This window comes from Citrobacter sp. Cpo045, from assembly GCF_030332875.1.
In the GTDB taxonomy this organism is placed as follows: domain Bacteria; phylum Pseudomonadota; class Gammaproteobacteria; order Enterobacterales; family Enterobacteriaceae; genus Citrobacter; species Citrobacter portucalensis.
In genome coordinates this window covers 106,313-132,346 of sequence record NZ_JAOWGZ010000060.1, presented here as the reverse complement: position 1 = coordinate 132,346, position 26,034 = coordinate 106,313, and the positions used below count along the sequence as shown (strand labels likewise).

The following is a 26,034-nucleotide window of genomic DNA, read 5'->3' as shown; positions in this document are numbered from 1 at the left end:
AAATTAAACACAAGTCAGACTATTTTTTACCCGCTTTACAGCCCATTTTGACAGGATAATACTTGCCTGCGTCACATTCATACGGTGTGTCTGCAATTCATAGATTGCAACCTTTCCACAACCGGGTAAAAGATGATGAAAGTATTAATTGTTGAAAGTGAGTTTCTGCATCAGGACACCTGGGTCGGTAGCGCTGTCGAACGTCTGGCTGACGCATTAAGCCGCCAAAATGTTACCGTCATTAAGTCCACCTCATTCGACGATGGTTACGCAATCCTCGCCGCCAATGAAGCCATTGATTGCCTGATGTTCAGCTATCAAATGGAACAACAAGACGAACACCTGAACGTCAGGCAATTGATCGGCAAGCTCCACGAGCGCCAGCAAAACGTACCTGTTTTCCTGCTGGGCGATCGCGAAAAAGCCACCGCATCGCTGGATCGCGACCTGCTGGAGCTTGTCGATGAATTCGCCTGGATTCTGGAAGATACCGCAGACTTTATCGCCGGTCGCGCCGTTGCGGCGATGACCCGCTACCGCCAACAACTTCTGCCACCGCTGTTCAGCGCACTGATGAAGTACGGCGACATCCATGAATACTCCTGGGCAGCGCCGGGTCACCAGGGCGGCGTCGGATTCACCAAAACACCGGCCGGTCGTTTCTACCATGATTACTATGGTGAAAACTTATTCCGTAGCGACATGGGTATTGAACGTGCATCGCTCGGCTCGCTGCTGGATCATACCGGCGCGTTTGGCGAGAGCGAAAAATATGCCGCCCGCGTGTTTGGCGCTGATCGCTCCTGGTCCGTGGTGGTCGGGACTTCCGGCTCTAACCGCACCATCATGCAGGCTTGTATGACCGACAACGACGTCGTGGTGCTGGATCGTAACTGCCATAAATCCATCGAGCAGGGGCTTATCCTCACCGGGGCAAAACCGGTGTACATGGTGCCAAGCCGCAACCGGTACGGCATTATCGGGCCTATCTACCCGCAGGAAATGCAGCCTGAAACATTGCAGAAAAAGATCAGCGAAAGCCCGCTGACCAAAGGTAAAGCCGGTCAAAAACCGTCTTACAGCGTTGTGACCAACTGTACCTACGACGGTGTTTGCTACAACGCCAAAGAGGCCCAGGACCTGCTCGCGCAAACCAGCGATCGCATCCACTTCGATGAGGCCTGGTACGGCTATGCTCGCTTCAACCCAATTTACGCCGATCACTACGCCATGCGTGGCGCGCCGGGCGATCATAACGGTCCTACCGTTTTTGCCACCCACTCGACCCACAAACTGCTGAATGCGCTTTCTCAGGCATCTTACATTCACGTTCGTGAAGGTCGTGGGGCCGTGAACTTCTCCCGCTTTAACCAGGCGTACATGATGCACGCCACTACCTCTCCGCTGTATGCCATCTGCGCCTCAAACGACGTGGCGGTTTCCATGATGGACGGTAACAGCGGCCTGTCGCTCACCCAGGAAGTGATCGACGAAGCGGTCGATTTCCGCCAGGCCATGGCGCGTTTGTACAAAGAATTCACCGCCGAAGGCGACTGGTTCTTCAAACCGTGGAACAAAGAGATTGTGACCGATCCGCAGACCGGCAAAACCTATGACTTTGCCGATGCGCCAACCCAACTCCTGACCACCGACCAGAACTGCTGGGTAATGCGCCCCGGTGAATCCTGGCACGGATTTAAAGACCTGCCGGATAACTGGAGCATGCTGGACCCGATCAAAGTCAGCATTCTGGCTCCGGGGATGGGCGACGATGGTGAACTGGAAGAGAACGGCGTACCGGCTGCACTGGTCACCGCCTGGCTTGGCCGTCACGGCATCGTGCCGACCCGTACCACCGATTTCCAGATTATGTTCCTGTTCTCCATGGGGATTACCCGCGGGAAATGGGGCACACTGATCAACACGTTGTGCTCTTTCAAACACCATTACGATGCCAATACCCCGCTGGCACAGGTGATGCCAGAACTGGTTGAGGAACATCCAGACACTTACGCCAACATGGGCATTCACGATCTGGGCGACACCATGTTCGCCTGGCTGAAAGAGAACAACCCTGGCGCACGTCTTAACGCGGCCTACTCCGGCCTGCCTGTTGCTGAAATCACCCCGCGTGAAGCCTATAACGCGATAGTCAGCGATAACGTTGAGATGGTGGCCATTGAAAATCTGCCGGGTCGTATAGCCGCAAATTCCGTTATTCCTTACCCACCAGGAATTCCGATGCTGCTGTCCGGGGAAAACTTTGGCGACGCCAATAGCCCGCAGATTAGTTATCTACGTTCGTTGCAGTCCTGGGACCACCACTTCCCTGGATTTGAACATGAAACCGAAGGAACGGAAATTATTGACGGTGTGTACCACGTTATGTGCGTGAAAGCATAATGTCGTTTTATAGATAGTCCGATGTTTAAGGTAGACATGTCATGCTTGAGTAATTCCTGAGTATTGCTGCAAAACAATAACATTGTCATACCTTTTTGCGCGGGACCACCCCGCGCTTTTTTTATACGCAAATAGCGCCTTTCCACTTGCGTACAAAAATGTGTACATAAGAAAAATCCCGCCAAACATTGTAATTAATTTCAGACACGTTATTTTATTGCAGTCCTGGTTTCATCATACAATTTCAATTTAGCCGATTTGGCTCATCTGATGTTGAGCTACGGTGTTTTATGTTCATATTCCTGGAGTTGGGTATGAGGCTTTGCAGCAAAGAAGCTTGTGTTGTTGTATTAACGGAGAAGGATGTTTGGTTAAGGATTAACGGTAAAGAAGCCATCAGTTTAAAAGCTAATCATATGGCACTGGTGGCATGCGATAATAATATTATCGATTTCTCATCACTTAATAACGCATTGGTCGTACATATCAGCCGCGATATCATTAAAGATTATCTGCGCTTTTTAAATAAAGACCTTTCACAGATCCCACTCTGGCAACGCAGTGCCAGCCCAGTGATGACCGCCGCGTGTCTGACGCCGGATGTCTTCAGGGTGGCAGCCCAACACAGCGTAATGGACACAGTGAACGAAGCTGAAAGAGAGCGTACGCGCTCGCTACTGTTCACGGTGTTATCACGCTTTCTCGACAGCAAAAAGTTTATTTCTTTGCTCATGTATATGCTGCGCAACTGTATCAGCGATAGCGTTTATCACATTATTGAGAGCGATATACATAAAGACTGGAATTTAAGCATGGTTGCCAGTTGCTTATGCCTGAGTCCCAGTTTGTTAAAGAAAAAGCTCAAAAGTGAAAATACAAGTTACAGCCAAATAATTACCACATGTCGCATGCGATATGCCGTCAATCAATTACTGATGGACGGCAAAAACATTTCTCAGGTCTCTCAACTGTGTGGATATAACAGTACCTCATACTTTATCTCCGTATTCAAAGAGTTCTATGGGATGACGCCTCTGCATTATGTGAGTCAACATAGGGAGCCATCCGCCGCCTGATTTTTAATCAGTTAGCGATAAGCCATAATAATATCAGCATTAGCGATACCCCAGCTCCGTCATCATTAAATAGACTTTTGACGAGGTATGATAAGGCGTCATTTATCCTTATCAGGAGTTAAAAAATATGTCGACGGATGCTGATGCTCACAAAGTGGGCTTAATCCCCGTCACCCTTATGGTGTCGGGGAATATTATGGGTTCCGGTGTATTCCTGCTACCCGCAAACCTTGCGTCAACTGGCGGGATTGCAATCTACGGATGGTTGGTCACGATTATCGGTGCTCTGGCACTGTCGATGGTGTACGCCAAAATGTCGTCCTTAGACTCCAGTCCCGGTGGTTCTTATGCTTACGCCCGCCGCTGCTTCGGTCCTTTTTTGGGCTACCAGACCAACGTGCTGTACTGGCTGGCCTGCTGGATTGGTAACATCGCCATGGTGGTCATTGGCGTCGGTTACCTGAGCTACTTCTTCCCCATCTTAAAAGATCCGCTGGTCCTGACGCTGACCTGCGTCGTAGTGCTGTGGATCTTCGTATTACTGAACATTGTCGGACCGAAAATGATCACCCGCGTGCAGGCCGTCGCAACGGTACTGGCACTGGTGCCAATTGTCGGGATTGCCGTCTTCGGCTGGTTCTGGTTCCGCGGTGAAACCTATATGGCAGCCTGGAACGTCAGCGGGATGAACACCTTCGGCGCGATTCAAAGCACTCTGAACGTCACCTTGTGGTCATTTATCGGGGTGGAAAGCGCCTCCGTTGCGGCTGGCGTGGTTAAAAATCCCAAACGTAACGTACCTATCGCCACCATGGGCGGCGTGCTGATTGCCGCTGTTTGTTACGTGCTCTCCACCACCGCAATCATGGGTATGATCCCTAACGCGGCGCTGCGTGTATCAGCCTCTCCGTTCGGTGATGCCGCACGTATGGCGCTGGGTGACACCGCTGGGGCGATAGTTTCCTTCTGTGCTGCTGCCGGGTGTCTTGGTTCTCTGGGCGGCTGGACGCTGCTTGCCGGGCAAACCGCCAAAGCCGCAGCCGATGACGGCCTGTTCCCACCGATTTTTGCCCGCGTGAACAAAGCCGGTACGCCAGTGGCCGGGTTAATTATCGTCGGCATCCTGATGACCATCTTCCAGTTCAGCAGCATGTCGCCGAACGCAGCGAAAGAGTTTGGTCTGGTCTCTTCGGTCTCCGTTATCTTCACCCTGGTGCCGTATCTGTATACCTGCGCCGCGCTGCTGCTGCTCGGCCATGGTCACTTTGGTAAAGCACGCCCGATGTACTTACTGGTGACCTTTATCGCCTTTGTCTACTGCATCTGGGCGGTTGTCGGTTCCGGCGCCAAAGAAGTGATGTGGTCGTTCGTCACGCTGATGATCATCACCGCGCTGTACGCACTGAACTACAACCGGATCCATAAAAACCCGTATCCACTGGATGCCCCGGTAAACAATAACTAACTTAAGCAATCGTCATTGCCCGATGGCGTCAGTTCATCGGGCCTACGCTGCCTCGCTGATATTCGAGAAATCAACATTAAGAACTTAAGGTTGGCTTAACTTTACTTTGAGAGGATTTGCGCCACATAGTCGATGGAACCCCCTTAATGTTAAAGCTCTTGTTTAAAAGGCCCACTCTCGGGCTAATCAGCTGGCTCCTGCTGATCTCATTTTATCTTGCGACCTTCCTGAACATTGCGTTCTACAAACAAGTGCTGCAAGCCCTGCCATTGGATTCCGTGCGTAACGTGCTGGTATTTTTATCAATGCCGGTCGTCGCGTTCAGCGTCATGAACATTGTGCTGACGCTGGCCTCATTCCTGTGGCTTAATCGCCTGGTGGCGTGCATTTTCATTCTGGTTGGCGCATCGGCCCAATATTTCATCATGACCTACGGCATCATCATCGACCGCTCGATGATCGCCAATATGATGGACACTACGCCCGCCGAAACCTTTGCTTTGCTGACGCCGCAAATGCTCATCACGCTCGGGGTGAGCGGCATTCTGGCCGCGCTCATTGCCTGCTGGGTAAAAATTAAACCGATCACGCCAGTTATGCGCAGCATACTGTTTCGTGGCGCGAACATTCTGATCTCCGCGCTGCTGATCGTGCTGGTCGCTGCGTTCTTCTATAAAGATTACGCCTCACTGTTTCGCAACAACAAAGAACTGGTGAAATCCCTCAGTCCATCCAACAGCATTGTGGCAACGTCATCCTGGTATTCACACCAGCGACTGGCCCACCTGCCGCTGGTGCGCATTGGCGAAGATGCCCATCGCAATCCGTTGATGGTAAAAGAAAAGCGTAAGAACCTGACGATTGTGGTTCTCGGCGAGACCTCGCGCGGCGATAACTTCTCGCTGTCAGGCTATTCGCGCCAGACCAACCCGCTGCTGGAAAAAGATGATGTGGTCTATTTCCCCCGCACCACATCCTGCGGAACGGCAACGGCAGTATCAGTACCCTGCATGTTCTCGGATATGCCACGCGCGCACTACGACGAAGAACTGGCACAGCATCAGGAAGGCGTACTCGACATCATTCAGCGGGCGGGAATTAACGTTCTGTGGAACGATAACGACGGCGGCTGCAAAGGGGCTTGCGACCGGGTTCCACACCAGAATATGACTAAGCTGAACCTGCCAGGGCAGTGTATTGACGGTGAATGCTACGATGAAGTCCTGTTCCACGGGCTGGAAGAGTACATTAATAACCTGCAAGGCGACGGCGTGATTGTGCTGCATACCATCGGCAGCCACGGTCCGACCTATTACAACCGCTATCCTGCGCAGTTTAAGAAATTTACGCCAACCTGCGATACCAACGAAATCCAGACCTGTTCGCAGCAACAGTTGGTCAATACTTACGACAACACCATTCTTTACGTTGACTATATTGTTGATAAAGCGATCAATATACTGAAAGAGCATCAGGACAATTTCACCACCAGCCTGGTGTATCTTTCCGATCACGGCGAATCCTTAGGGGAAAATGGCGTCTATTTGCACGGCCTGCCGTATTCGATTGCACCAGATACGCAAAAACATGTGCCGATGCTGCTGTGGCTCTCCGAGGATTATCAGCAACGCTATCAGGTCTCTCAGACATGTTTGCAAAAACGGGCAAGCTCAGAAGACTTCTCGCAGGATAATCTCTTCTCAACTCTGCTGGGATTAACGGGCGTGCAAACACAGAAATATCAGGCGGCAGATGATATTCTGCAACCCTGCCGGGGAGGCTAAACGAATGAAAATTCTGATTGTTGAAGACGATACGTTGTTATTACAGGGACTGATACTCGCTGCGCAAACAGAAGGCTACGCCTGTGATGGCGTGTCAACCGCCCGTGCAGCCGAGCAGTGTCTGGAGACCGGACATTACAGTCTGGTTGTTCTGGACCTGGGCTTGCCGGATGAAGACGGCTTGCACTTCCTGACCCGCATCAGACAGAAGAAATACTCTCTCCCCGTGCTGATCCTCACCGCCCGTGACACGCTCAAAGACCGGGTCAGCGGGCTGGACGTGGGTGCCGATGACTATCTGGTCAAACCGTTCGCACTGGAAGAACTGCACGCCCGCATCCGGGCACTTCTGCGTCGCCACAACAATCAGGGTGAAAGTGAATTAATTGTCAGCAATCTGACGCTGAATATCGGTCGTCGCCAGGTGTGGATGGACGGACAAGAGGTTATCTTAACGCCGAAAGAATACGCGCTCCTGTCGCGTCTGATGCTCAAGGCAGGCAGTCCTGTTCACCGGGAAATTCTGTATAACGACATCTACAGTTGGGATAACGAACCGTCGACCAATACGCTGGAAGTGCACATTCACAATCTGCGCGATAAAGTGGGGAAATCACGTATCCGCACGGTCAGGGGATTTGGCTATATGCTGGTCGCCACTGAGGAAAGCTAAGTGAAGCTGCTGCAATATCTAAAACGACCTCTCCCTCTTCGCCAACGGTTAATACTGACGATCGGTCTAATTCTGCTGGTCTTTCAGCTCATTAGCACCTTCTGGTTGTGGCACGAAAGTACCGAGCAAATACAGTTATTCGAACAGGCGCTGCGCGATAACCGTAACAACGATCGCCACATCATGCATGAGATCCGCGAGGCTATCGCCAGCCTGATCGTCCCCGGCATCTTTATGGTCAGCCTGACGCTGCTAATTTGCTACCAGGCGGTGCGACGTATTACCCGCCCTCTGGCAGATCTGCAAAAAGAGTTAGAGGCGCGAGCAGCCGATAACCTGGCCCCGATTGAAATTCACAGCTCAACCGTTGAGATCCAGGCCGTTGTCTCAGCGCTCAATGACCTGGTAACGCGGCTGACCAGCACTATTGAAAACGAACGTTTATTTACCGCCGATGTCGCCCACGAACTGCGCACACCGCTGTCAGGCGTTCGCCTGCATCTGGAATTATTATCCAAAACCCATAAGGTCGACGTTACGCCGTTGATTGCCCGCCTTGATCAAATGATGGACAGCGTATCGCAGCTGCTGCAACTCGCCCGCGTCGGACAGTCGTTTTCGGCCGGGAGCTACCAGCATGTCAAACTGCTGGAGGACGTTATTCTGCCCTCCTACGATGAACTCAGCACCATGCTGGACCAACGTAAACAGACGCTGCTCCTGCCACAAAGCGCGGCGGACGTTGTCGTGCGTGGCGATGCTACGCTGTTGCGGATGCTGCTACGAAATCTGGTGGAAAACGCGCATCGTTACAGCCCGGAAGGCACCCATATTACGATTAGCCTGAACACCGAGCATGATGCCGTCCTGGCCGTCGAAGATGAAGGGCCGGGCATTGATGAAAGTAAATGCGGGGAGTTAAGTAAAGCATTCGTCCGTATGGACAGCCGTTTTGGTGGGATTGGGCTGGGGCTGAGCATTGTCAGTCGCATCACCCAGTTACATCACGGGCATTTCTATCTGCAAAATCGCCAGGGAGCCAGCGGCACTCGCGCATGGGTGGAATTGGCGAAAGATCAGTAAGAGCTCACCCACACATACAAAAAGCTGCTGACAATCAGCACACTGCACACGGTGGTCAAACTTTCATAAATACGGGTTTTCATGACACTCTCCTCCGAAACTATGGAGGAGAGTTTGCCTGACACAGATTAAGCCAACCTTAAGTTGATATCATAAGACACCTTATCCGGCCTACTGAGTACAATGCTGCCCGTAGGCCTGATAAACGTAGTGCCATCAGGCAATAACGCGAATGCCCGGGCCATGCGCCGGATGGCGGCTAGCGCCTTATCCGGCCTACTGAGTACAACGCTGCCCGTAGGCCTGATAAACGTAGTGCCATCAGGCAATAACACCGTTACTCTTCAATACGCGGATGCTGCTGCACCAGACGCGTGCGCTTAACCTGTAGCTCAGCAATTTCCTGATCGATATCTTCGATTTTCTGTTCAATGTTATCGTAGTGTTCGCCGAGGATCTCTTTCGCTTCCTGAATATCCGAAGCAGCAGGTGTCGCGCCTTTCAGCGGCTGATTAGCCGTCTCTTTCATGGTCACGCCGGTAATTAAACCTACTACCGCAATCACCATCAGATAATAAGCAGGCATCATCAGATTCTGCGAGCTTTCCACCAGCCATGCGGCCAATGTCGGAGTCAGACCGGCGATCAATACCGAGATATTAAACGCGGCGGCCAGCGCACTGTAGCGAATATGCGTCGGGAACATCGCCGGTAACGTTGACGCCATCACCCCGGTAAAGCAGTTGAGGATCACCGCCAACATCAGCAACCCGGCGAAAATCAGGCCGATAACATTACTGTTAATCAGAATAAATGCCGGAATCGCCAGCACAAACAGCGCAATACTGCCCATTATCACAAACGGACGACGCCCGAAACGGTCGCTGAGCAACCCCATAATCGGCTGCACAAACAGCATACCAATCATGATGGCGATAATAATCAACACGCCGTGGTCTTCAGAATAATGCAGGTTATGCGACAGATAGCTCGGCATATAGGTGAGCAGCATGTAGTAGGTGACGTTGGTAGCAATCACCAGACCAACACATGCCAACAAGCTGCGCCAGTGCTTAGTTGCAATCTCTTTAAACGAGACCTTAGGACCTTCCTGCAGACCCTGACGATCGCCCTGCTCCAGTTTATCCACGTGCTGCTGGAACGCCGGCGTCTCTTCCAGCGCATGGCGCAGGTACAGACCAATCAGGCCTAACGGTAGCGCTAGGAAGAACGGAATACGCCAGCCCCACTCAAGGAAGTTATCCTCGCCGACGATAGTTGAGATCAGGACCACCACGCCCGCGCCCAGCACAAACCCGGCAATCGAGCCGAAGTCCAGCCAACTGCCCATAAATCCGCGCTTACGGTCTGGCGAGTACTCTGCGACAAAAATCGATGCCCCGGTATACTCTCCGCCGACCGAGAACCCCTGCGCCATCTTACACAGCAACAGCAGAATCGGTGCCCAGATACCAATTGAGGCATAAGAGGGAATAAGACCGATACAGAAGGTACTGATCGACATGATCACGATGGTGATAGCGAGTATCTTCTGACGACCGTATTTATCGCCGAGCATACCGAAGAACAATCCGCCAAGCGGTCGAATCAGAAAGGGAACAGAGAAGGTGGCGAGTGCGGCAACCATCTGCACGCTGGGGTCAGCCCCCGGGAAGAACACTTTACCTAATGCGTAAGCAACAAATCCATAAACACCAAAATCGAACCACTCCATCGCATTACCTAACGACGCTGCGGTAATGGCTTTTCGCAATTTACCGTCATCAATGATGGTAACGTCGCGCAGCGTTATCGGTTTTATTTTTTTCCTTTTTAGCATACTCGTCCTCATAGACTTAGCCCTGTCACGCTCCAGTTCGAGTCCCCTAACGCCCATGCGTCAGGGTCATCACCGAGCGGGGAATGCACAGGCGCATTCCCTGTAACAAGCGTAGCAGGTTTACTTACACTGACGAGAAACGCACAGTACAACCGAACCTGTTGACGCCTGATTGGGCGGTTAATGACCTCTTTACCCTAACAGCGTTTAAATTTGTGATCAACTTCACATATAGTTTTTCATTTCGTCAACATGCGTAAATTAGGTCATTCTTAGTCAGCTTTTTTACATGTAATGCTTGCGATTTACTGACAATTAAATACAAGAATAAATCGCTTTATTGCACCAACAATCACAGCGGTCACTATTATTCTGCTAGCAAAAAAACCACCTAATCCCTTCACAAAAAGATCACAGCTTTTTTAATAATCAGAGCGACCGGGAATTTTTGCGCGGAATATGTGATGAAGATAACTAAAACATCGTTTTATTTTGATTGAATCAATGTTCCTGTGAATGCAAACTAATTCCAGACGCAATATCCCTGGGAGCAGCAACACGCTCAACGTATGCCGCGTTAGATTTTATAAAACAAAGAGATAGCGATTTTCTTTGTTAAGAAATACCAGCAACCATTTGAATTTATTAATTTTTACCCTCTTGCGCGAGTTTTAGCAGCGACAAGACATGAGGACGTTTATGAAAATTAAAGCCACGATTGAACGCATCCCCGGCGGAATGATGTTGATTCCTCTGTTATTAGGCGCAGTGTTAAATACGTTAGCTCCGGATACCGGTGCGTATTTCGGTTCGTTTACCAAAGGAATGATCAGCGGAACGGTACCGATTCTGGCAGTATGGTTTTTTTGTATCGGCGCATCTATTGATTTGCGGGCAACCGGTACGGTATTACGCAAGTCCGGTACGCTGGTAATAACCAAAATAGCCGTGGCTTGGGTAGTGGCAATGATTGCTGCTTCATTTATTCCTGATACCGGTATTCAAACTGGGTTCTTTGCAGGCCTCTCAGTTTTGGCAATTGTCTCCGCAATGGACATGACCAACGGTGGTTTGTACGCCAGCCTGATGAACCAGTACGGCACCAAAGAAGAGTCCGGCGCATTTGTGTTGATGTCTCTGGAATCCGGTCCGTTAATGACCATGGTGATCCTCGGCTCCGCGGGTCTGGCCTCCTTCGAGCCACACCATTTCATCGGCGCGGTATTACCGTTCCTGATTGGCTTTACGTTGGGCAACCTGGATCACGACCTGCGTTCTTTCTTCAGCAAAGCCACACCGGTGCTGATCCCGTTCTTCGGCTTCGCGTTGGGTAACACTATTAACCTGAGCGTGATCGTTGATACCGGTCTGCTGGGTATCCTGCTGGGTGTCGCGGTTATCGTCATCACCGGTATCCCGCTGATTATTGCTGACCGTGTTATTGGTGGCGGGAACGGTACGGCAGGCGTCGCAGCCTCTTCAGCAGCAGGCGCTGCGGTAGCAAACCCGGTGATTATCGCTCAGATTAACCCGGCGTTCGAACCGGTTGCCGCATCCGCTACGGCGCTGGTTGCCGCCAGCGTAATTGTCACCGCCATTCTGGTGCCGATTATCACCGCGCTGTACGCCAAACGTTTTAATAAAAACCTGGTCGCCAACGAAGCGGTGGCCACCCCGGCAGACTCTTTGCACCACTAAACCTGCCTTTATCCTACTCACCAGCCCTGCTCAATTGACGAGCAGGGTCGGTGCAAAAATCTCCTCAACCATCGCATCGACCAGCCGCTTTGCCGAACACAATCGCGGCATTCCCAGCGCCACATTTTGCCAACGCTGCGTCACCGACCAGCTCACAGGATGGCGTTGCGCATCGCACCAGCTCCCCAGCCAGCTCAGCATATCGTTATACTCGCCCGATCCGCCGACAGCTGGCGTGCTGAGCCAATGATGATAGTAATGACGCGTAGCAGGCGCTGCATTCACGCTATCCGCCAACGCCTGAGCCGCCATGGTTCGCAGGTTGTCTTTTAGCATTAACACCACATCGGCATTCGCTAACCGGCAGGCATCACCAAAAGCTCCCCAACGTAGCTCCTCCAGCGCGACAAAACAGCGTCCTGGTAACGACCAGCCGTCATACGCGCCAGCCCGCCAGCGGGTAAAAATTTGTTCGCTATGCTCACCCGCCTGAACCGTCAGGCCGCGCTGGGTCAGCGCCTTCTCTTTATACGCCGCACGTTGGGTAAACCAGTCAGTCAGTGAATTTATTTGCTGTAAAAGACCGGGGGTTGAAAGCCCACGCGGGTGTTCTGTTTGTTGCAAAAACATCAGCCCTTCGGCGATCCGTACCAGCGCCAGATGACCCGGGTCAATCATGCCTGCCAGCTTCTCCACCAGCTTAAGGCGCATCACCAGATGTTCGCTGGACACTCCCGCCATCACCCACGCACGCAGTTGCGTCTGGGATAACACTTCCTGCGTCAGACGCGCGCGCAGCCGCTGCTGCTGTTGCAGAAAACCGCCGGAACGTTTGGTTTCATCTCCCTGAACCAGATCGACCATAAACTTCGGGTAGACACACTCCAGCGTCCTCCCGGGGCCTTCCAGTAAAACGTTAGTCATGTGTGCTCGGTTGCAAAAAGGGTATTGATATCGTCACGCAGCAATCGGGAATCTTCATAAAGCCATGCCGCAATCGTAATGCGCTGCTGCAATTGCTCATTCATTGCATTCACCGCGGATTCATTTTGTTGGCGTAGCGTCAGACTCTCACTCAGACTCGCCTGCAATTGCGCCAGGCACAGAGAGAAATCAGCAAAAAATGTGGCCATGCCAGCCGTAACGGAGATATCGACCTGAGCAGCTAAAGCTTTACGAATTTGTTGGCAAAACTGGGAGACGTACTGCACAAGGTTTTTATGCAATGCGCCCATATCAATGAGATAACGCGTTTTTGTTTCGACGTAATCATTCCATCCCCAGTTGGGTTGATTTAGCCAACGAGAGAAAGTGTCACGCACCACACCGCCAGTAGACGGCGCATTTTCTGCCGGAATATCCTGCTCAATGGCCTCGTTAAACAATTGGCGGGTATTGAAATTAAACATCGCCGTATGGAACGCTGGAAAACGGATCCGCGCACGAAAACCGGCGTGGTTTAGCTCCTCTTTCACCCTTTGCTCAATTGGCCGCATCGCGTCATTTAGCGCCCGGGAGAGCGTCGACTCAAGCTGTTCAAAACGCAGGGCTAAGTCCCGGCTGATGCTTTCCTGCGCCGCCAGCAATACCCCCTCACAGGACGAGCGAATTTTATCTAACACAATTTTCGCCTGCCCTTCATCATGCAACACCAACATCTCTCCGGCCATTTCTGCCGTATTCACAGCATTCCCCAGACCGTGTTGTGACATCATCAGGACGTTTTCTTTGACAAAGAACGTGTTGATACCGCAAAGAATCTCAGTCTGTTGCTCACTGAGATAGGCAGCGGCAGCCTCCAGCGCCAGTTCTACTTCATGGCTGACTTCATCGCTCACCCGCCCCTGGCTCACTTCTAACTGCTGCATATCCTCTTCAATATGCGTGATGTTCAGCCGCAGTTTGTCATAGGCGACCGTTAACCCGTGGGCGCGAAATTCCAGATATTCGTGCACGCTTTGTGCATAGTTCAATAACTTATGTGACGCTGAGCGAAGCGCATACAACGAAGCATTAGCATAAGCGGCGTGGATCACTTTCTGAATTGGCTGTTCAAACAGCGAGTCTTCCCACAACAGGTCGGCGGCATGGCGGATGTGTTCTGTATCGTCAAGATCGGTGGTGCGCCAGCGTCTGCCAAGCGCCGCTTCGGCAAAATCCTGCACCCAACGTTGCTCCTGATGATCCGGCAGTCGCCCGCGCGTCGTCAGCTCATGACGCGCCCTGTTCGCCAGATAGCCCCACATTGAGGAGACCGGATAAATTCTTTCAGGGGCAATTCCGCCTTGCATCAACGTGCCGGAAATCAACGCCCGCACCTGTTCTTCATCATCACTGTTGCGGTCTTTCTGATCGAACTTGTTCACCAGCGCATACAGCGGTACTGACTTGCCGACCGCCATAATCGCCTGACGCACTTCCTCATCGGAAATCGATTTCAGTTGGGTGTAATCCAACACCGCCAGCACCGCAGAGGCCCGCACCAGCTGTTCATTGAGCATTTTTTGTAAGTGCGGTTGTCCTGCCTCGTTCGGCCCCGGCGTATCCAGCAGCGTTAATTGCCCTGGGTAGCTTGCCTGTCCGGCCAAATGGACAAACTCAACTTCAATAACCGGAATATGCTCAATCGCGGCATAGGCGGCAAAAGGAAAATCAACGTCCAATGCTTTTGACAGGCGCACCAGGTCGTTCAGGCTTTTAAGGCAATGGAAAATAGGCTGTGCGCCAAGATAATACCGTTCAAATGCCACACCATTTTCAATATGTTGCAGCAGGACATTCATATCCTTGTCAATTTCCAGGGTCTGCGTAAGACGCAGGCGATCGCACTCGCGCACGCGCTGCTGCAAAACCTTCATTAAGGCATCGATCGGCGCGACATGTGAAAAATGCAGCACCGGCTCTTTCTGCCCCGGCGTATGGCGTATTAGCGTTGGTAACGCCGTCATGGGGCGATTACGATTAGGTAACACCTCTGTCCCCACAATCGCGTTAATCGTCGTCGATTTTCCCGCTTTCATCGTGCCAACAATCGCCAGCACCATTTCCAGACGCGTAATCTTGCGCAGCTCATTATTGAGCGTTGCTTGCTGGACATCCATGCCACGCGCGCTGAAATGCAGGGGCTGAACAACCTGACTGCTATGCTCTCCTTGTTTTAGCGCGACATCATCCAACGACGTCATAGGCAATTTTTGCAATTGCCTGAGATGTTCAAGCGAGAGCATCAGCAAGCGTTCCGCTTCCTGACTTAATTCATATATTGTCTGTGTGTGCATGGAAAATTTTTCCTTAACGCAAATGGCATTGCTTTTATTTAGCCCAATCGTTTTATTTATAGATTTTTTGGCTTTTATAATTACGTATAGAAATAATTAAAATCAAAACAACCAATTGATATTATTAAAATAAATTTGGTGTATAACCGCTGGCCTGATGCCTCTCACTTATGAAAATAAGTAAGAAAGATAGACAGCGTAGTTCAGTTTTAAAAAATGCCAGCGGAATCCCCCTACTAAATTTAAGGGGTTCAATGATATTCAATCACAATGACTTAGGCATCTCTAAGCAATGTTACCTATGAATATCAGATATTTCGCCTCACCTTATCTTAAATATCTAAGCGTAGCAATTTCCCTTAAAAAATATTCCGCCATACTTTCATTGAGGTGAAAGCACAGGGTCTTTACAGCAGATCATTTTGCGTAATCGCGCAGTAGTCCCGACAAATGCAGGGATTTTATGTATAATTGCGGCCTTTTTCGGCAATCTGCCATTTTTTGGGCGCATTTGCCCCTGCTGACTTTTGAGGAAATCCACATGTCATTACCACACTGCCCGCAATGCAACTCCGAATACACTTACGAAGATAACGGCATGTTCATCTGCCCGGAATGCGCTCACGAATGGAACGATGCTGAACCGGCGCAGGACAGCGACGAACTGATCGTTAAAGATGCCAACGGCAACCTGCTGGCTGACGGCGACAGCGTTACCGTCGTGAAAGACCTGAAGGTAAAAGGTAGCTCTTCCATGCTGAAGATTGGTACCAAAGTGAAAAACATTCGTCTGGTTGAAGGTGACCACAACATCGATTGCAAAATCGATGGCTTTGGCCCAATGAAGCTGAAATCTGAGTTTGTGAAAAAGAACTGATGCAAATTGCCTGATAGCGCGACGCTAATCAGGTCAACACCAGCTCATCTGCCAGGCGGGAAGCTCATACTTCCCGCCTGGTTTATTTTTGCAGACGCTAACTACACTTAATTGGCTTCTTTTACCTGAGGTAAAGATTATGCCGTTAAGTCCCTATATCTCCTTTGCAGGCAACTGCGCTGACGCTATCGCCTACTATCAAAAAACGCTAGGCGCTGAGCTACTCTACAAAATCAACTTCGGTGAAATGCCCAAATCGGCGCAGGATAGCGAAGATGGTTGCCCTTCAGGCTTGAAATTCCCCGACACCGCCATCGCCCACGCCAACCTGCGCGTTGCGGGCAGTGACATCATGATGAGCGATAGCGCCCCGGACGGAAATGCTCACTACTCTGGCTTCACGCTGGTGCTCGACACGCAAAACGTCGATGAAGGCAAACGCTGGTTTGATAATCTGGCAGCAAACGGAAAAATCGAAATGGACTGGCAGGAAACCTTCTGGGCCCACGGTTTCGGTAAAGTGAGCGACCAGTATGGCGTGCCGTGGATGATCAACGTTGTCAAACAACAGCAACCCCCTACAGAGTAATCCAACGGGAGGCCAGCCCTCCCGTACTGTCATCAAATAGCGCTCAACTCTTCATCGTCGAGTAACCATCCCTTAACGAAAACGTCACATTGATCCGCCACGATGGGGCCACTTTTTTAGGGAGGCCGCATCATGCAAACGATTATTCGCGTCGAGAAACTCTCCAAGTCCTTCAATCAACATCAGGCGCTCAATGCGGTTGATCTGAACATCTGTTCCGGTGAGATGGTGGCTCTGCTTGGGCCGTCTGGCTCCGGCAAATCCACCCTTTTACGTCATTTAAGCGGTTTGATCACCGGTGATAAATCCCCCGGCAGCCGCGTCGAGCTGCTGGGCCGCACCGTTCAACATGAAGGCCGCCTGGCGCGCGATATCCGCAAAAGCCGCGCCCACACCGGCTACATCTTCCAGCAGTTCAATCTGGTGAACCGCCTGACAGTGCTGGAGAACGTCCTGATTGGCGCGCTCGGCAGCACGCCGTTCTGGCGTACCTGTTTTAGCTGGTTTAGCCAGGAACAAAAACAGCGTGCATTACAGGCGCTGACCCGCGTGGGCATGGCGCACTTTGCATACCAGCGCGTTTCCACGCTTTCGGGCGGTCAGCAGCAGCGCGTTGCAATCGCCCGCGCGCTGATGCAGCAGGCCAAAGTGATCCTCGCCGATGAGCCGATTGCTTCGCTGGACCCGGAATCCGCCCGCATCGTGATGGACACCCTACGCGACATAAACCAGACCGACGGCATCACCGTGGTCGTCACGCTGCATCAGGTGGATTACGCCCTGCGCTACTGCGAACGCATCGTCGCGCTGCGCCAGGGCAACGTCTTCTTTGATGGCAGCAGCCAGCATTTTGATAACGATCGTTTTGACCATCTCTACCGCAGCATGAACCGCATCGAACAGAGCGCGCAGGCTGCCTGACATCCCCACAATGAGGAATGGAAATGAGTTATAGAACAATTGCCGCGCTGGCTTTCACCAGCATGTTTAGTCTCAGCACACTGCTCACCCCGGCCCATGCCGAAGAGCAAGAAAAAGCGCTGAACTTTGGCATTATTTCGACCGAATCACAGCAAAATCTGAAGCCGCAGTGGGAACCGTTCCTGAAGGACATGGAAAAATCACTGGGCGTGAAAGTGAACGCCTTCTTCGCCCCGGACTACGCCGGGATCATCCAGGGAATGCGCTTTAACAAAGTTGATATCGCCTGGTACGGCAACCTCTCGGCAATGGAAGCGGTGGATCGCGCTAACGGGCAAGTGTTTGCCCAGACCGTCGCCGCCGACGGATCCCCAGGTTACTGGAGCGTGTTGATCGTTAACAAAGACAGTCCGATCAATAACCTGAACGATCTGATCGCCAAACGTAAGGATCTGACCTTCGGCAACGGCGATCCCAACTCAACGTCAGGCTTCCTCGTCCCCGGCTACTACGTCTTCGCCAAAAACAACATCTCCGCCAGCGACTTCAAACGCACCGTTAACGCCGGACACGAAACCAACGCGCTGGCCGTCGCCAACAAGCAGGTCGATGTCGCCACCAACAACACCGAAAACCTCGACAAGCTGAAAACTTCTGCACCGGAAAAACTGAAAGAGCTGAAGGTGATCTGGAAGTCGCCGCTGATCCCGGGCGATCCGATCGTCTGGCGTAAAAACCTCTCCGAAACCACCAAGGACAAGGTGTACGACTTCTTTATGAATTACGGCAAAACGCCGGAACAGAAAACCGTACTGGAACGCCTGGGATGGGCACCGTTCCGCGCCTCCAGCGATCTGCAACTGGTGCCGATTCGCCAGCTGGCACTGTTTAAAGAGATGCAGGGTGTGAAGGACAACAAAGGGCTGAACGAGGAAGAGAAAACCAGCAAAACCTCGGCATTGAAAGCGCAGCTCGATGACCTTGACCGTCTGACCGCCGCACTGGGCGCTATGACCAGCGTCACCAAAGCGGTGCAGTAAACCTGGTGACCAAATTGTAGGCCTGATAAGCGCAGCGCCATCAGGCAATGCAAGGGATTCCATGCCGGATGGCGGTGCCAGCACCTTATCCGGCCTACAACAGACCCGAAACATCGACACCCAGGAGCTAAACATGCAAACCATCACCGTCGCCCCGCCCAAACGTAGCTGGTTCTCGCTGCTGAGCTGGGCCATTCTTCTCGCCGTGCTGGTGGTCTCGTGGAAAGGTGCCGAAATGGCCCCGCTCACGCTGATCCAGGATTCCGGCAATATGGCGACCTTCGCCGCCGACTTCTTCCCGCCGGACTTCAGCCAGTGGCAGGACTATCTCGGTGAAATGGCCGTCACCCTGCAAATTGCCGTCTGGGGGACTGCCCTCGCCGTTGTGCTGTCGATTCCCTTCGGCCTGATGTGCGCCGATAACCTCGTGCCGTGGTGGATTTACCAGCCGATGCGTCGCCTGATGGACGCCTGCCGCGCCATCAATGAAATGGTCTTCGCCATGCTGTTCGTGGTCGCCGTCGGGTTAGGCCCATTCGCCGGGGTGATGGCGCTGTTTATCCACACTACCGGGGTGCTCTCCAAACTGCTTTCTGAAGCGGTAGAAGCTATTGAGCCAGGTCCGGTAGAAGGCATTCGCGCCACCGGTGCCAACAAAATTGAAGAGATTCTGTACGGCGTTCTGCCACAGGTCATGCCGCTGCTTATCTCCTACTCGCTGTATCGCTTTGAATCCAACGTTCGCTCGGCCACGGTGGTCGGAATGGTGGGTGCAGGCGGTATTGGTGTGACCTTATGGGAAGCGATTCGCGGCTTTCAGTTCCAGCAAACCTGCGCCTTGATGGTGTTAATCATCGTCACCGTCAGCCTGTTGGATTTCCTTTCCCAGCGTTTGCGTAAGCACTTTATCTGATTAGCGAGGCATTGATTGCTATGCACTTGTCTACACATCCGACCAGTTATCCAACGCGTTATCAGGAAATTGCCGCGAGACTTGAGCAGGAGCTACGTCAACATTATCGCTGCGGTGACTATCTGCCCGCCGAGCATCAGCTTGCCGCGCGCTTCGAGGTAAACCGCCACACCCTGCGCCGCGCCATTGACCAGTTGGTTGAACGCGGTTGGGTTCAGCGTCGTCAGGGCGTCGGCGTGCTGGTGCTGATGCGCCCGTTCGATTACCCGCTTAATGCCCAGGCGCGCTTTAGTCAGAATCTGCTGGACCAGGGCAGCCATCCCACCAGCGAAAAACTGCTGGCGGTGCTGCGTCCGGCCTCCAGCCACATTGCCGATGCGCTCAGCATAAACGAGGGCGATAACGTGATTCACCTGCGCACCCTGCGCCGGGTTAACGGCATCGCACTGTGCCAGATCGACCACTATTTTTCCGACCTCTCGCTGTGGCCGCTGCTGCAAGGCTTCAACAGCGGTTCGCTGCATGACTACCTGCGCGAACAGTCCGGTCTGACGCTGCTACGCACGCAAACGCGCATCAGCGCCCGCCGTGCGCAGGCCAAAGAGAGCAAGGTGCTGGAAATCCCCAATATGGCGCCGCTGCTGTGCGTGCGCACCCTGAACCACCGTGAAGGCGAAGAACACGCGGCGGAATACTCCGTCAGCCTGACCCGCGCCGACATGATCGAATTCACTATGGAGCACTGAATGCATTTCGATACCGCCACCCGCCAGCGCTGGATGCGCGCGCTGGCTTACAGCAATGCCGATGCCCTGAACGCCCGCATCACCGCGCTCAAACTGACGCCGGACTATGAACTTATCCGCGCCCCGGAAAGCGGACTGATGCAGATCCAGGCCCGTATGGGCGGTACCGGCAACCGCTTCTTTGCCGGTGACACCACGCTAACTCGCGCAGTGGTACGCCTGAAGAGCGGCACGCTGGGTTACAGCTACCTGCTGGGACGCAATAAACAACATGCCGAGCAGTGCGCGGTGATTGACGCACTGCTGCAGGAACAAACGCATTTCCAGAACCTAATGGAAACCTTAATTGCCCCGCTGGAAGCGGAACGCGATGCGCTGATTAACGCACGCCGTGCCGAAGTCAACGCCAGCCGGGTCGACTTCTTCACGCTGGTACGCGGAGATAACGCATGACACGATCTACAGCACTTCTGACCGCTTTTAATTTACCCGTTCAGGATGCTCAGCAGAGCTTTCGTCGCCTGCTGAAAGCCATGAGCGAACCGGGCGTAATCGTCGCCCTGCATCAACTGAAACACGGCTGGCAGCCGCTGGGTCTGGCGACCACCAGCGTGCTGCTGACCCTGGTCGATGGCGACACGCCGGTCTGGCTGGCACCGTCGATGGATAACGATATTGCCCGCCAGAACCTGCGTTTTCATACCAACGCGCCGCTGGTGGATCAGCCGCAGCTGGCGGCCTTTGCCGTCGCCGACGAGCGCATCAGCAGCGAACAGCTTAACGCCCTCTCCGCCGGTTCAGCCGTCGCGCCAGAGACCAGCGCCACGCTGATTGTGCAGGTCTCTGGCTTAAGCGGCGGACGCATGCTGCGTCTGACCGGCGCGGGCATCGCCGAAGAGCGCATGATCGCGCCACAGCTGCCGGAATGTCTGATTCACGAACTCACCGAACGCCCGCACCCGTTCCCACTGGGGGTCGATCTGATCCTCACCTGCGGCGAACGCCTGCTGGCTATTCCGCGAACCACCCATGTGGAGGTGTGCTGATGTACGTCGCCGTCAAAGGGGGCGAAAAGGCGATAGCCAACGCCCACGCCCTACAGGAAAACCGACGCCGGGGCGATGAAACCATTGCTGAACTGAGCGTGGCACAAATCGAACAGCAGATGAACCTGGCCGTTGACCGGGTGATGACCGAAGGCGGTATTGCCGACCGTGAACTGGCGGCACTGGCGCTGAAGCAGGCCAGCGGCGATAACGTCGAAGCCATCTTTTTGCTCCGCGCCTACCGCACTACGCTGGCAAAAGTGGCGGTCAGCGAGCCGCTTAACAGTGCAGAAATGCGCCTTGAGCGCCGAATCTCGGCGGTCTACAAAGATATTCCCGGCGGGCAACTGTTGGGTCCAACCTATGACTACACCCATCGCCTGCTGGATTTTACCCTGCTGGCCAATGGCGAAACGCCGCCTCTGCGCAGCGCAGACGGCGCGCAGGATGCCTCCCCGCACGTCTTTTCCCTGCTGGCCAACCAGGGACTGGCAAAGCGTGAAGAGGATGATGGCGCGACACCCGACGACATCACCCGCACGCCGCCGGTTTACCCCTGCTCACGTGCTTCACGTCTGCAACAGCTGATGCGCGGTGATGAGGGCTATCTGCTGGCGCTGGCCTACTCCACCCAGCGCGGCTACGGGCGCAACCACCCGTTTGCCGCCGAAATCCGCAGCGGCTATGTGGCACTGGAAACGGTGCCGGAAGAGCTGGGATTTGCGGTTAACGTCGGCGAACTGCTGATGACCGAATGTGAAATGGTGAACGGGTTTGTCGCACCAGAAAACGAATCTCCCCATTTTACCCGCGGCTACGGGCTGGTGTTCGGTATGAGCGAACGTAAAGCGATGGCGATGGCGCTGGTGGACCGCGCCCTACAGGCAGCCGAATACGATGAAACGGTCACAGGACCGGCGCAGGACGAAGAGTTCGTGCTGGCGCATGCGGATAACGTCGAGGCGGCGGGTTTTGTTTCGCACCTCAAACTTCCCCATTACGTCGATTTCCAGGCCGAACTGGAACTGCTCAAACGCCTGCAACAGGAGGCCACCCGTGACCACTAACCTCTCCGGCTACAACTTTGCCTATCTTGATGAGCAGACCAAACGCATGATCCGCCGCGCCATTCTGAAAGCGGTGGCAATCCCGGGTTACCAGGTCCCGTTTGGCGGACGTGAAATGCCGATGCCCTACGGCTGGGGAACCGGCGGCATCCAGCTCACCGCCAGCGTGATTGGCGAGCCGGACGTACTGAAGGTGATTGACCAGGGCGCGGATGACACCACCAACGCCGTGTCGATTCGTAATTTCTTCAAGCGTGTGACCGGGGTGAATACCACTGAGCGTACGGAAGATGCGACGCTGATCCAGACCCGCCACCGCATCCCGGAAACGCCGCTGGTGGAAGATCAGATAATCATCTTCCAGGTACCGATCCCTGAGCCGCTGCGCTTTATCGAACCGCGTGAAACGGAAACTCGCACCATGCACGCGCTGGAAGAGTACGGCATCATGCAGGTGAAACTGTATGAAGATATCGCCCGCTTCGGCCATATCGCCACCACTTACGCCTATCCGGTGAAGGTCAATGACCGCTACGTCATGGACCCGTCGCCCATCCCGAAATTCGACAATCCAAAGATGGACATGATGCCAGCCCTGCAACTGTTTGGCGCTGGCCGCGAAAAGCGTATCTATGCCGTTCCACCTTACACCCGCGTGGAAAGCCTCGATTTCGACGATCACCCGTTTACCGTGCAGAGCTGGGATGAGCCTTGCGCCATCTGCGGCTCAACCCACAGCTATCTCGATGAAGTGGTGCTCGATGACACCGGCAAACGCATGTTTGTCTGCTCCGACACCGACTACTGCCGCCAACAGAGCGAGGCCCTCAGCAAATGACGCAACCGCTGCTTTCAGTCAACAACCTGACCCATCTCTACGCGCCGGGCAAGGGCTTCAGCGATGTCTCTTTTGACCTGTGGCCAGGCGAAGTGCTGGGTATCGTCGGCGAGTCCGGTTCCGGCAAAACCACGCTGCTGAAATCGATCTCTTCACGGCTGACGCCGCAGAGCGGTGAGATTTTGTATCAGAACCGTTCGCTGTACGGCATGAACGAGGCCGACCGTCGCCGTCTGCTGCGCACCGAATGGGGCGTAGTGCATCAGCATCCGCTGGATGGCCTGCGCCGTCAGGTCTCCGCAGGCGGCAATATCGGCGAACGTCTGATGGCCACCGGCGCACGTCACTACGGCGACATCCGCGCCACCGCGCAGCGCTGGCTGGAGGAGGTAGAGATCCCTGCCTCGCGTATCGACGATCTACCCACCACCTTTTCCGGCGGCATGCAGCAGCGCCTGCAGATTGCCCGCAACCTCGTCACCCATCCCAAACTGGTGTTTATGGACGAACCTACCGGCGGGCTGGACGTTTCCGTACAGGCCAAACTGCTGGACCTGCTGCGCGGCCTGGTGGTGGAACTGGATCTGGCGGTAGTGATTGTCACCCACGATTTGGGCGTCGCGCGCCTGCTGGCCGACCGTTTACTGGTGATGAAGCAAGGTCAGGTGGTGGAAAGTGGGTTAACCGACCGCGTGCTCGACGACCCGCATCATCCGTATACCCAGTTGCTGGTGTCGTCGGTGTTGCAGAACTGATTTTTTGTTGTGCCGGATGGCGGCTGCGCCTTATCCGGCCTACGGAGTGGCATTGGTTGTAGGCCTGATAAGCGAAGCGCCATCAGGCAATCGAACGCAAAAATGTCTAAAGAGGCTAAAAATGAACGCGATCCGCGTTGAAAATGTCAGTAAAACCTTTGTCCTGCATCAGCAAAACGGCGTGCGTCTGCCGGTGCTGCAAAACGCCACTCTGGACGTTAAAAGCGGCGAATGCGTGGTGCTGCACGGTCACTCGGGCAGCGGCAAATCCACATTGCTGCGTTCGCTGTACGCCAACTACCTGCCGGATGAAGGACACATCCACATCCGCCACAGCGATGAATGGGTCGATCTGGTGCAGGCCCCGGCGCGCAAAGTACTGGAGGTTCGCCGTTCAACCATCGGCTGGGTGAGCCAGTTCCTGCGCGTGATCCCGAGGATTTCCGCGCTGGACGTGGTGATGCAACCGCTGCTGGATCTGGGGGTCTCCCGTGAGGAGTGTGCAGCCAAAGCAGCTAACCTGCTTACCCGCCTGAACGTGCCGGAGCGATTGTGGCACCTGGCGCCGTCGACCTTTTCCGGCGGCGAACAGCAGCGCGTCAACATCGCTCGCGGGTTTATCGTCGATTACCCAATTCTTCTGCTCGATGAGCCTACCGCCTCGCTGGACGCCAAAAACAGCGCCGCCGTCGTCGCATTAATTGAAGAGGCGAAAGCCCGCGGCGCAGCAATTGTCGGCATTTTTCACGATCAAACCGTGCGCGACCGCGTAGCGGATCGTCTGCATCTGATGGGAACAACAGCATGATTATCAATAATGTAAAGCTGGTACTGGAAGATGAAGTGGTGCAAGGATCGCTGGAAATCGAGGGCGGGGTCATTCGCACCTTTGCAGAAAGTCCGAGCAGCCTACCTGAGGCGCTGGACGGCGAAGGCGGCTGGCTGCTACCAGGGCTTATCGAGCTGCATACCGATAATCTCGACAAATTTTTCACCCCGCGCCCGAAGGTAGACTGGCCTGCCCACTCGGCGATGAGCAGCCACGACGCGCTAATGGTCGCCAGCGGCATTACCACCGTGCTGGACGCGGTGGCAATTGGCGATGTGCGCGACGGCGGCGACCGTCTGGAAAATCTGGAGAAGATGATCAATGCGGTCGAAGAGACGCAAAAGCGCGGGGTCAATCGCGCCGAGCATCGCCTGCACCTGCGCTGTGAGCTGCCGCATCACACTACCCTGCCGCTGTTTGAAAAGCTGGTCGGCCGCGAGCCGGTAACGCTGGTGTCACTGATGGATCACTCGCCAGGCCAGCGTCAGTTCGCCAATCGCGAGAAGTACCGCGAGTATTATCAAGGCAAGTATTCGCTCACCGACGAGCAGATGGCCCGCTATGAAGAAGAACAATTAGCGCTGGCGGCGCGTTGGTCACAGCCCAATCGCACGGCGATTGCCCAGATGTGTCGTGAGCGCCAGATTGCGCTGGCGAGCCATGATGATGCCACCCATGATCATGTGCTGGAATCGCACCAGCTTGGCAGCGTGATCGCCGAATTCCCCACTACCTTCGAAGCGGCTGAAGCCTCGCGCCAGCATGGTATGAACGTGCTGATGGGGGCGCCCAACATCGTGCGCGGAGGTTCTCACTCCGGCAACGTAGCGGCGCATAAGCTGGCTGAGCTGGGGCTTTTGGATATTCTCTCTTCCGACTATTACCCCGCCAGCCTGCTCGATGCGGCGTTTCGCGTAGCGGACGACGACGCCAACCGCTTTACGCTGCCACAGGCCATTCGTCTGGTGACCCGCAATCCGGCGCGGGCATTAAATCTCGACGATCGTGGCGTTGTTGCCGAAGGCAAACGCGCGGATCTGGTGCTGGCACACCGCAAAGGCGGCAACATCCATATCGACCACGTCTGGCGTCAGGGCAAAAGGGTATTCTGAC

24 protein-coding genes are annotated in these 26,034 nt (G+C 53.9%); 20 read left to right on the top strand and 4 right to left on the bottom strand.

Features of this window, described 5'->3' with window-relative positions:
- Positions 1 to 135: 135 nt before the first annotated feature.
- The 6 genes from adiA (at position 136) to pmrB (ending at position 8,484) form a co-directional block, all read left to right on the top strand.
- On the top strand, positions 136 to 2,403 hold the full coding sequence (gene adiA, locus OGY13_RS01650) for an arginine decarboxylase (RefSeq protein WP_003826754.1): 2,268 nt from the start codon (positions 136 to 138) through the stop codon (positions 2,401 to 2,403).
- A 314-nt stretch (positions 2,404 to 2,717) separates the two neighbouring features.
- Positions 2,718 to 3,479 carry an AraC family transcriptional regulator gene (locus OGY13_RS01645; protein ID WP_008786968.1) on the top strand — a complete coding sequence of 254 codons (762 nt, stop codon included), beginning with the start codon at positions 2,718 to 2,720 and terminating at the stop codon, positions 3,477 to 3,479.
- Positions 3,480 to 3,606: 127 nt separating this feature from the next.
- Positions 3,607 to 4,944 (top strand): arginine/agmatine antiporter, encoded by a 1,338-nt coding sequence (adiC, locus tag OGY13_RS01640; protein WP_003031853.1) that lies wholly within the window; start codon positions 3,607 to 3,609, stop codon positions 4,942 to 4,944.
- A 146-nt stretch (positions 4,945 to 5,090) separates the two neighbouring features.
- On the top strand, positions 5,091 to 6,728 hold the full coding sequence (gene eptA / locus OGY13_RS01635; protein WP_204192219.1) for a phosphoethanolamine transferase EptA: 1,638 nt from the start codon (positions 5,091 to 5,093) through the stop codon (positions 6,726 to 6,728).
- A 4-nt stretch (positions 6,729 to 6,732) separates the two neighbouring features.
- A complete protein-coding gene (gene pmrA / locus OGY13_RS01630; RefSeq protein ID WP_008786966.1) occupies positions 6,733 to 7,401 on the top strand; it encodes a two-component system response regulator PmrA in 669 nt (222 codons plus the stop codon).
- Positions 7,402 to 7,410: 9 nt separating this feature from the next.
- The gene (gene pmrB, locus OGY13_RS01625) at positions 7,411 to 8,484 is read left to right on the top strand and encodes a two-component system sensor histidine kinase PmrB (RefSeq protein WP_103286022.1); all 1,074 of its coding nucleotides are present in this window, start codon (positions 7,411 to 7,413) and stop codon (positions 8,482 to 8,484) included.
- Here pmrB and pmrR read toward each other — a convergent pair.
- The gene (gene pmrR / locus OGY13_RS01620) at positions 8,478 to 8,567 is read right to left on the bottom strand and encodes an LpxT activity modulator PmrR (RefSeq protein ID WP_003826741.1); all 90 of its coding nucleotides are present in this window, start codon (positions 8,565 to 8,567) and stop codon (positions 8,478 to 8,480) included. The two genes, pmrB and pmrR, sit on opposite strands and share 7 nt — an antisense overlap.
- A 254-nt stretch (positions 8,568 to 8,821) precedes the next feature.
- On the bottom strand, positions 8,822 to 10,324 hold the full coding sequence (proP, locus tag OGY13_RS01615) for a glycine betaine/L-proline transporter ProP (protein ID WP_003826737.1): 1,503 nt from the start codon (positions 10,322 to 10,324) through the stop codon (positions 8,822 to 8,824).
- 699 nt (positions 10,325 to 11,023) lie between these two features.
- Here proP and kdgT point away from each other — a divergent pair.
- The gene (kdgT, locus tag OGY13_RS01610) at positions 11,024 to 12,022 is read left to right on the top strand and encodes a 2-keto-3-deoxygluconate transporter (RefSeq protein ID WP_003826735.1); all 999 of its coding nucleotides are present in this window, start codon (positions 11,024 to 11,026) and stop codon (positions 12,020 to 12,022) included.
- Positions 12,023 to 12,052: 30 nt separating this feature from the next.
- Here kdgT and OGY13_RS01605 read toward each other — a convergent pair whose 3' ends face one another.
- Both OGY13_RS01605 and crfC read right to left on the bottom strand, forming a co-directional pair.
- Entirely contained in the window at positions 12,053 to 12,946 is an 894-nt protein-coding gene (locus OGY13_RS01605) for a diguanylate cyclase regulator RdcB family protein (protein ID WP_003826733.1), read from the bottom strand.
- Entirely contained in the window at positions 12,943 to 15,300 is a 2,358-nt protein-coding gene (crfC, locus tag OGY13_RS01600; protein ID WP_048236322.1) for a clamp-binding protein CrfC, read from the bottom strand. The genes OGY13_RS01605 and crfC overlap by 4 nt, the downstream gene beginning before the upstream one ends.
- A gap of 541 nt (positions 15,301 to 15,841) precedes the next feature.
- Between crfC and OGY13_RS01595 the strand changes: the two genes are divergently transcribed.
- The 13 genes from OGY13_RS01595 to phnM all read left to right on the top strand — a co-directional run bounded on the left by OGY13_RS01595 (position 15,842) and on the right by phnM (position 26,033).
- The gene (locus OGY13_RS01595; protein ID WP_003031835.1) at positions 15,842 to 16,177 is read left to right on the top strand and encodes a zinc ribbon domain-containing protein YjdM; all 336 of its coding nucleotides are present in this window, start codon (positions 15,842 to 15,844) and stop codon (positions 16,175 to 16,177) included.
- 139 nt (positions 16,178 to 16,316) lie between these two features.
- The gene (gene yjdN / locus OGY13_RS01590; RefSeq protein ID WP_032942129.1) at positions 16,317 to 16,766 is read left to right on the top strand and encodes a VOC family metalloprotein YjdN; all 450 of its coding nucleotides are present in this window, start codon (positions 16,317 to 16,319) and stop codon (positions 16,764 to 16,766) included.
- 132 nt (positions 16,767 to 16,898) lie between these two features.
- Positions 16,899 to 17,687, top strand: coding sequence for a phosphonate ABC transporter ATP-binding protein (gene phnC / locus OGY13_RS01585; RefSeq protein WP_125363590.1), 789 nt, complete (start codon positions 16,899 to 16,901; stop codon positions 17,685 to 17,687).
- Positions 17,688 to 17,710: 23 nt separating this feature from the next.
- Complete coding sequence (phnD, locus tag OGY13_RS01580) at positions 17,711 to 18,727, top strand: phosphonate ABC transporter substrate-binding protein (protein WP_060683108.1); 1,017 nt, start codon at positions 17,711 to 17,713, stop codon at positions 18,725 to 18,727.
- 133 nt (positions 18,728 to 18,860) lie between these two features.
- A complete protein-coding gene (phnE, locus tag OGY13_RS01575) occupies positions 18,861 to 19,640 on the top strand; it encodes a phosphonate ABC transporter, permease protein PhnE (protein ID WP_016155398.1) in 780 nt (259 codons plus the stop codon).
- A gap of 20 nt (positions 19,641 to 19,660) precedes the next feature.
- The gene (phnF, locus tag OGY13_RS01570) at positions 19,661 to 20,386 is read left to right on the top strand and encodes a phosphonate metabolism transcriptional regulator PhnF (protein ID WP_003826721.1); all 726 of its coding nucleotides are present in this window, start codon (positions 19,661 to 19,663) and stop codon (positions 20,384 to 20,386) included.
- On the top strand, positions 20,387 to 20,839 hold the full coding sequence (phnG, locus tag OGY13_RS01565) for a phosphonate C-P lyase system protein PhnG (RefSeq protein WP_008786958.1): 453 nt from the start codon (positions 20,387 to 20,389) through the stop codon (positions 20,837 to 20,839).
- Entirely contained in the window at positions 20,836 to 21,432 is a 597-nt protein-coding gene (phnH, locus tag OGY13_RS01560; RefSeq protein WP_008786957.1) for a phosphonate C-P lyase system protein PhnH, read from the top strand. Before phnG ends, phnH begins: the two co-directional genes overlap by 4 nt.
- A complete protein-coding gene (locus OGY13_RS01555; protein WP_174770805.1) occupies positions 21,432 to 22,499 on the top strand; it encodes a carbon-phosphorus lyase complex subunit in 1,068 nt (355 codons plus the stop codon). The genes phnH and OGY13_RS01555 overlap by 1 nt, the downstream gene beginning before the upstream one ends.
- Positions 22,500 to 22,545: 46 nt before the next feature.
- On the top strand, positions 22,546 to 23,337 hold the full coding sequence (phnJ, locus tag OGY13_RS01550) for an alpha-D-ribose 1-methylphosphonate 5-phosphate C-P-lyase PhnJ (protein ID WP_049259807.1): 792 nt from the start codon (positions 22,546 to 22,548) through the stop codon (positions 23,335 to 23,337).
- Positions 23,334 to 24,092 (top strand): phosphonate C-P lyase system protein PhnK, encoded by a 759-nt coding sequence (gene phnK, locus OGY13_RS01545; RefSeq protein WP_003844769.1) that lies wholly within the window; start codon positions 23,334 to 23,336, stop codon positions 24,090 to 24,092. Before phnJ ends, phnK begins: the two co-directional genes overlap by 4 nt.
- Before the next feature lie 121 nt (positions 24,093 to 24,213).
- On the top strand, positions 24,214 to 24,900 hold the full coding sequence (gene phnL / locus OGY13_RS01540) for a phosphonate C-P lyase system protein PhnL (RefSeq protein WP_003826708.1): 687 nt from the start codon (positions 24,214 to 24,216) through the stop codon (positions 24,898 to 24,900).
- Positions 24,897 to 26,033 carry an alpha-D-ribose 1-methylphosphonate 5-triphosphate diphosphatase gene (gene phnM / locus OGY13_RS01535; RefSeq protein WP_032942122.1) on the top strand — a complete coding sequence of 379 codons (1,137 nt, stop codon included), beginning with the start codon at positions 24,897 to 24,899 and terminating at the stop codon, positions 26,031 to 26,033. The genes phnL and phnM overlap by 4 nt, the downstream gene beginning before the upstream one ends.
- Position 26,034: the final 1 nt, after the last annotated feature.